Genomic DNA, 5,803 nt, shown 5'->3' with positions numbered 1-5,803 from the left:
GCACCACTGACCCGAGCGCCCCCAAGGACGACGACCGCGCGCTCACCGTCTCCAGCCCGGCGGTCAACGAGGCCTCGCCCTACGCCGTCTTCAGGACCACCGGCGCGCCCGGCCAGTTGGTGCGCCTGAGCTTGCTCCCCGGCACTGCAGACGGCGCTGACTACGGCGGCTCCGGCAGTGCGAACCCGCAACTGCAGGTCTTTAACGGCAGCAGCTGGGTGCCCTACGTTGCGGGCAGCCGGGTTGCGGTCGGCAGCGACGGCCAGTTGTTGGTGCGCACTTCGATCACCAATGACGACATCGACGAGGGCGCGCACCACTTCCAGCTGCGCGCCGAGAACGGCGCCGGCGGCGCGTTCATCGGCACTGCAACGATCGACGACCACGGCGCAGGTGACGTGTTCCTCGCGAACAACACCAGCGGCAATCCGGACCGATCCGGCGCCTCCGGCTACCCGCGGCTGGACGACGACCGCCCTCGCCCCGTGCTCCTGCCGGCAGCCCCCGTGCAGCCCTCTGCGCCGCCTGCCCCACCGGTGCTGCAGGAGGTGGCTCCCGCCCCGAGCATGCCGGCACAGCACTTCGACTCGATGCTCGACATGTCCTGGAATCCGCTGTCCGGGGCACTGCGCGACTTCGCGCCGGTCTTCGAGCAGGGCAGCGACTCGCGCACCAGCTTTATCGTGCCGGGCGGCCTAGAGGATATCTACACCCGCGCCAGCGGCTTCCGCGCAATGGTCTCGCCCTCGGCCGAACCCAGCCTAAAGGTGTTCCGCGGTGTCGAGGACCAGATCGTTCCTGTCACCTCAGAGCTGCGGCTCCAAGTGCCCGCCGATGCCTTCGTCCACACCGATGCCAACGAGACGGTGCAGCTCGTCGCGACGCTCGCCGACGGCACGCCGTTGCCGCCTTGGCTGCGCTTCGACGGCAAGAGTGGCACCTTCACCGGCGAGCCGCCGCAGGGCGAGGAGATCGATCTACGCCTGAAGGTGGTGGCGCGCGACTCGCAGGGGCGTGACGCGACAGTGATGTTTCGAATCAAATCCGGCGAGGCCGGCAAAGGTATGCGGCCGGGCCTGAACGCGCAGCTGATGCGTGGTGAGGCGCTTATGCGCAGTGCCGAGGGCCGCGACTGGCAGCCGGCGCGCCACGCACTGCCGTCGCGCGCTTGACGAAGCGGGGAGATCTGCACTATGCCTGTCTCGTCCGACGCACTGCTCGGCCTGTTGCGCCTTGCGCGAGCGGCCAGCGGCGACACTGAGCGTCGCTTCGTGCTGCTCAACCGCACCCGGGAGGCGCTGCCCTACCACTCGGCGGTGCTCTGGGATGCCCGGCAGGGGCTGCTCGCCCACTCGGGCGCAAGCCAGGTAGACCCGCAGGGCCCCTACGGCCAGTGGCTTGCCCGGCTAGCGCGCTCGTGTACGGGCAAACCGCCTGGCCCTTTTCACACGGCGCAAGTCGAGGCCACGCTGGCGCAGGAGTGGGAGCAATGGTGGCCTCCGCACGCGCTGTGGCTGCCCATGGAACCGGACGGCGCGGCACTGCTTCTGTGCCGCGAGACGCCCTGGACCGAGGCCGAGGCGGGCTGGCTGCGCGAATGGGCGCAGCTATGGCGGCTCGCCGAGCAGGCCGCTGCGGCCGCAGCGCCACGCCGCGCGCTGGACTTGCGTGTGCTGGCGCAGTCACTGCGCCGCCCGGCGCTACGGCGCTCGCGCGGGCTGTGGATTGGACTTGCGGCGCTGTGCGCCGCAATACTGTTCCCGGTGCAGCTCAACGTGCGTGCTCCAGGCGAGCTCGTGCCGCGCGAGCCCACCGTGCTGCGTGCGACGATCGACGGCATGGCGCGCAAGCTGCACGTCGAGCCCAACCAGTTCGTGGAGGCCGGCCAGCTGCTGGCCGAACTCGACGACGCAGCGGCCGCGAGCCGACTACAGGTGGCGCTGCAGGCGCTCGCCACCGCCGAGGCCGAGTGGCGACAGACCAGCCAGCAGGCTCTCACCGACCCCCGCGCCAAGGCCCAGCTCGCGGTGGCGCTGGGCCGCATTGAGGAACGCCGTACCGAGGCCGCTTACTTGAGCGAGCAAGTGGCGCGCAACCAGCTGCGCGCACCGCACGACGGCGTGGTGCTGCTCGACGACCCAGGCAACTGGGCCGGTCGCACCGTAGCCGCCGGGGAGCCGCTGCTGCGCTTGGCGCGGGCCGACGATCAGGAGGTTGAAGCTTGGCTCCCAGTGGCCGACGCGGTCGAGCTGCCCCCCGGCAGCCCAATGCGGCTGCACCTCGCCAGCCGCCCCGCGAGCCCAGTGCACGCACAGCTGCGCCTCTATGCCTTCGAGGCGGTGGCTCGGCCCGAGGGAGGCATGGCTTACCGGCTGCGCGGTCAGTTGGTGGATGCGCCGCGTGAGCGGCTCGGCGCCCGCGGCACTGTGCACGTCGAAGGCGAGCGCGTGCCCTTCGCCTACTGGGTGTTGCGCCGGCCGCTGGCTGCGTTGCGCGAGGCGAGCGGCTGGTGAGCGCCGTGCTCGCCGCCCCGGCTGTGGGCCGCTGGCCTGAGCTGCGTGAAGAGCTGCAGCTGCACCACGGCCCGGCGCTGCCCGACGGCCAGCCGAGCTGGACGCTGCACGACCCGGTGCGCCACCGCTTCGTGCGCATAGACTGGGTGAGCTACGAGGTGCTGCGCCGCTGGTGGCTGGGCGACCCGGCGCGCATTGCCGAGCAGGTCAACCAGCAGACCACGCTCGCGATCGACGCCGAGCATGTGCTGCAGGTGCTGGCCTTCGCGCGTCAGCACGAACTGGTGCAGCCCGAGCGCGCCCCTGCCCCGCGCGGGCAGGGGCCGCAGGGCGCCGGCGCGTTCGCCACTTGGCTGCTGCACCACTACCTGTTCTTCCGCGTGCCGCTCGTGAATCCGGACCGCTGGCTGCGCGCGCTGCTGCCCTGGGTCGGACGCCTAGGCGGTAAGGGCTTCACACGGGCCACGCTGCTGGCGCTGCTGGCCGGCGTCGTGGCTGTGGGGCGTGATTGGGACGCCTTCATTGCGCAGGGTGTGGACCTGCTGTCGTGGCGTGGGATGGCGCTCTACGGCCTGACGCTGCTGCTGGTGAAGATCGCCCACGAGTTCGGCCACGCCTTTGTGGCGCGGCGCCATGGCTGCCGCGTGCCGACGATGGGGGTGGCCTTCATGGTGCTATGGCCGGTGGCCTACACCGACACGTCCGAGGTCTGGCGGCTGGCCGACGCGAGCGCGCGGCTGCAGGTGGCGCTCGCCGGCGTGCGCACCGAGATGACGATCGCAGCCTGGGCCACACTCTCCTGGGCGCTGTTGCCTGACGGGCCACTGCGTACCGCGAGCTTCCTGCTCGCCACCTTCACCTGGATCAGCACCGTGATCGTGAACCTCAGCCCCTTCATGCGCTTCGACGGCTACTTCGTGCTGTGCGATTTACTCGACCAGCCCAACCTGCACGAGCGCAGCTTCGCAATGGCACGCTGGCGACTGCGCCGCGCGCTGCTCGGCTGGCAGGCCCCGGCGCCCGAGGCGCTGGGGCCTGCCGCACAGCGCGCGATGGTGGCCTTCGGCCTGCTGACCTGGGCCTACCGCTTCCTGCTCTACCTCGGCATCGCCTGGTTGGTCTACCACTTCACGTTCAAGGCGCTGGGCATCCTGCTGTTCGCGGTGGAGCTGGGCTGGTTCATCGGGCTGCCGGTGTGGCGCGAGCTGCGACAATGGTGGAGCGCGCGCACGCAGTGGGGCGGCAGTCCGCGCCTGCGCGGCACACTTGCTCTGCTGGCGGCGCTGCTCGCGCTCGGCTTCGTTCCGCTGCCCTCGCACGAGAGCGCTGGCGCGCTACTTCAGCCGGCGCAGCACCTCGCACTGCGCCTGCCCGCTACCGCGGTGCTCGACGCGGTGCACGTGCAGCCCGGCCAACAGGTGGAGGCCGGCACGCCGCTGCTGGACGCATCAGCCCCCGCGTTGCAACAGCGCTATCAAGCCGCGCAGGTGCGCATCCGCCAGTTGCAGGCACAGGTCGCGGGCGCGAGCGTCGACCCGGCGCAGCAGGCGCAATGGGGCTCACTGCAGGCGCAACTGGCCACCACGCGCGACGAGGCGCAGGCTTTGGCGGAGGAGTTCGCGCGGTACCAGCCGCGAGCACCCTTTGCGGGTGTGGTGCTGGAAGTCGATGCGAGCGCACGCGCCGGCACCGTGGCTGGCCCGCAGCAGACGCTGCTGCAGCTCGCGGCCCCTGGGCGCTGGCGTGTCGTGGCCTATGCCTCTGAAACGGCCGCGCGTTCGCTGCAGCCGGGTGATGCAGCCAGCTTCATGGCCGACGCTGCGCCGACGCGGCGGTTGCCGCTGCAGGTGCTCAGCGTCTCCCCGCATGCGAGCGCATTGTTGACCGAGCCGCTGCTGGCGCGCGTGCATGGCGGGCCCGTGGAGGCCACTGAGCACAGTGGCCACTGGCGTCCAGCGCACCCACTGTACCGGGTAGAAATGGAGTTGCTGGAGGACCCAGGCCTGTCGCTGCGCCAGTGGCGCGGCCACGCAGTGCTGGCGCAGCCTGTGCGCAGCCTGTGGGAGCGACTGTTAACTGCAGCGGGCAGCGTGCTGGTGCGGGAGTTTGGGTTCTGATCGGTACTTTGTTGGAGTAGGCATGGCTGATGCCCGGTCTGGGGCAGGAGGCGGTTTGTCATGACTGCTCCACGTCCCTGTCCACCCGCCCCTGGCCTCATGGAGGCCTACGCCAGCCGGTTCGACCGGCATTTCCGCTCTCTGGCCCAGCGGCGCAGCTTCCGTGAATACCTCGCAGGCTTACTGCTTCCTCGCGACCGCAACAAGACCCTCACAGCACTTGCTGGCGCAGAGCCCGTGGTGCAGGCCCAGGCCGCTGCGGTGCAGCGACTGCAGTTCTTCCTGAGCGAGGCGCAGTGGGACGAGCAGGCCGTCAACGCGCAGCGCTTGGCAATCGTAAGCTCCCCTGTTAAGCAGACATCTGATTCCTGGAGGCCGCGGCGGTTGTAACCTCGAAGCGCTCGGCCACCTCGCGGATCGAGCCGCTGGCGGCCAGCACCCGGTCCCGCAAGTCCTGCCCGTAGGCCTGCCCACGTCGCCATGCCATCTCGTGCACCTCCGACTGCTGCTGCACAAGCCTGACCCTGCCCGTGTCCAACTTGGAGCAGTTCAGTTCACTTGGGGTGACTCAGCAGCCCAGGTGCGACTCATCAGCCCGCAGTACGTGGCCCCGTTTGTGAAGGCCAACAAGAACGACCGCAACGACGCGTCAGCCCCGCACAGGGCATCAGGTGGATGGCTCGGATCAACAGAACTGGACAAGTTGGCTGTGATGCGATCCAATTCGTCGTACTCACCGCTGTCGAAGGACCTGCTGAACGAAGCCAAGTCCTTGTCAGGCAAGGCGAATGGATACATTCTGGTGAATTTAGGAGCGACCCTCCTCCTCTCCACCAGAAGATTCCTAAGGCCTTGTTCCACAAGGCCTTTTTCTTTTTCCGGCCGGTCACTTCGACGAAATGTCCTTCGATCCAACATGGCCCTCGGATCCACCCCTTCCTGGACATCGAAGTCCAACTCGCCCGTGGCGGCTCCACCCCCCTCGTTGAGGGGAGCTGCTGCGAATGTTGGCAACGCTACCGAGGCTGGTCCTCAGCCCTGGCGACCTCGCACCACGGCGCCTCATCTGGTCAGGGCTCCCAACGGGATCTACCACCTGCGGCTGGTGATCCCGGAGCGGGTGCGAGCCGCGCATCCGGGCCTGCCACGGGAGCTACGACGCTCCACAAAATC

Annotated in this window: 3 protein-coding genes and 1 pseudogene; all 4 read left to right on the top strand. The window is 69.3% G+C overall.

Annotated elements, in window-relative coordinates:
- On the top strand, positions 1 to 1,172 hold a 1,172-nt coding region (locus D3A59_RS24505), incomplete at its 5' end, for a putative Ig domain-containing protein (protein WP_205665269.1).
- Positions 1,173 to 1,520: 348 nt separating this feature from the next.
- Positions 1,521 to 2,513, top strand: coding sequence for an efflux RND transporter periplasmic adaptor subunit (locus tag D3A59_RS24500; RefSeq protein WP_157991698.1), 993 nt, complete (start codon positions 1,521 to 1,523; stop codon positions 2,511 to 2,513).
- On the top strand, positions 2,510 to 4,630 hold the full coding sequence (locus tag D3A59_RS24495; protein WP_119157923.1) for an HlyD family efflux transporter periplasmic adaptor subunit: 2,121 nt from the start codon (positions 2,510 to 2,512) through the stop codon (positions 4,628 to 4,630). The genes D3A59_RS24500 and D3A59_RS24495 overlap by 4 nt, the downstream gene beginning before the upstream one ends.
- A 60-nt stretch (positions 4,631 to 4,690) precedes the next feature.
- Positions 4,691 to 4,945, top strand: a pseudogene (locus tag D3A59_RS24490) (IS701 family transposase); the annotation flags it as partial.
- Between the last annotated feature and the right edge of the window lie 858 nt (positions 4,946 to 5,803).

Origin of the sequence: Caldimonas tepidiphila, from assembly GCF_003569765.1 — a bacterium.
Classification (GTDB): Bacteria; Pseudomonadota; Gammaproteobacteria; order Burkholderiales; family Burkholderiaceae_C; genus Caldimonas; species Caldimonas tepidiphila.
The sequence above is the reverse complement of the archived record's forward strand: the minus strand, read 5'-3'. Positions and strand labels throughout refer to the sequence as shown.

Excerpts from the sequence above, each read along its gene's own strand:
- D3A59_RS24500 (WP_157991698.1), top strand. The coding sequence starts at position 1,521 with ATGGAACCGGACGGCGCGGCACTGCTTCTGTGCCGCGAGACGCCCTGG.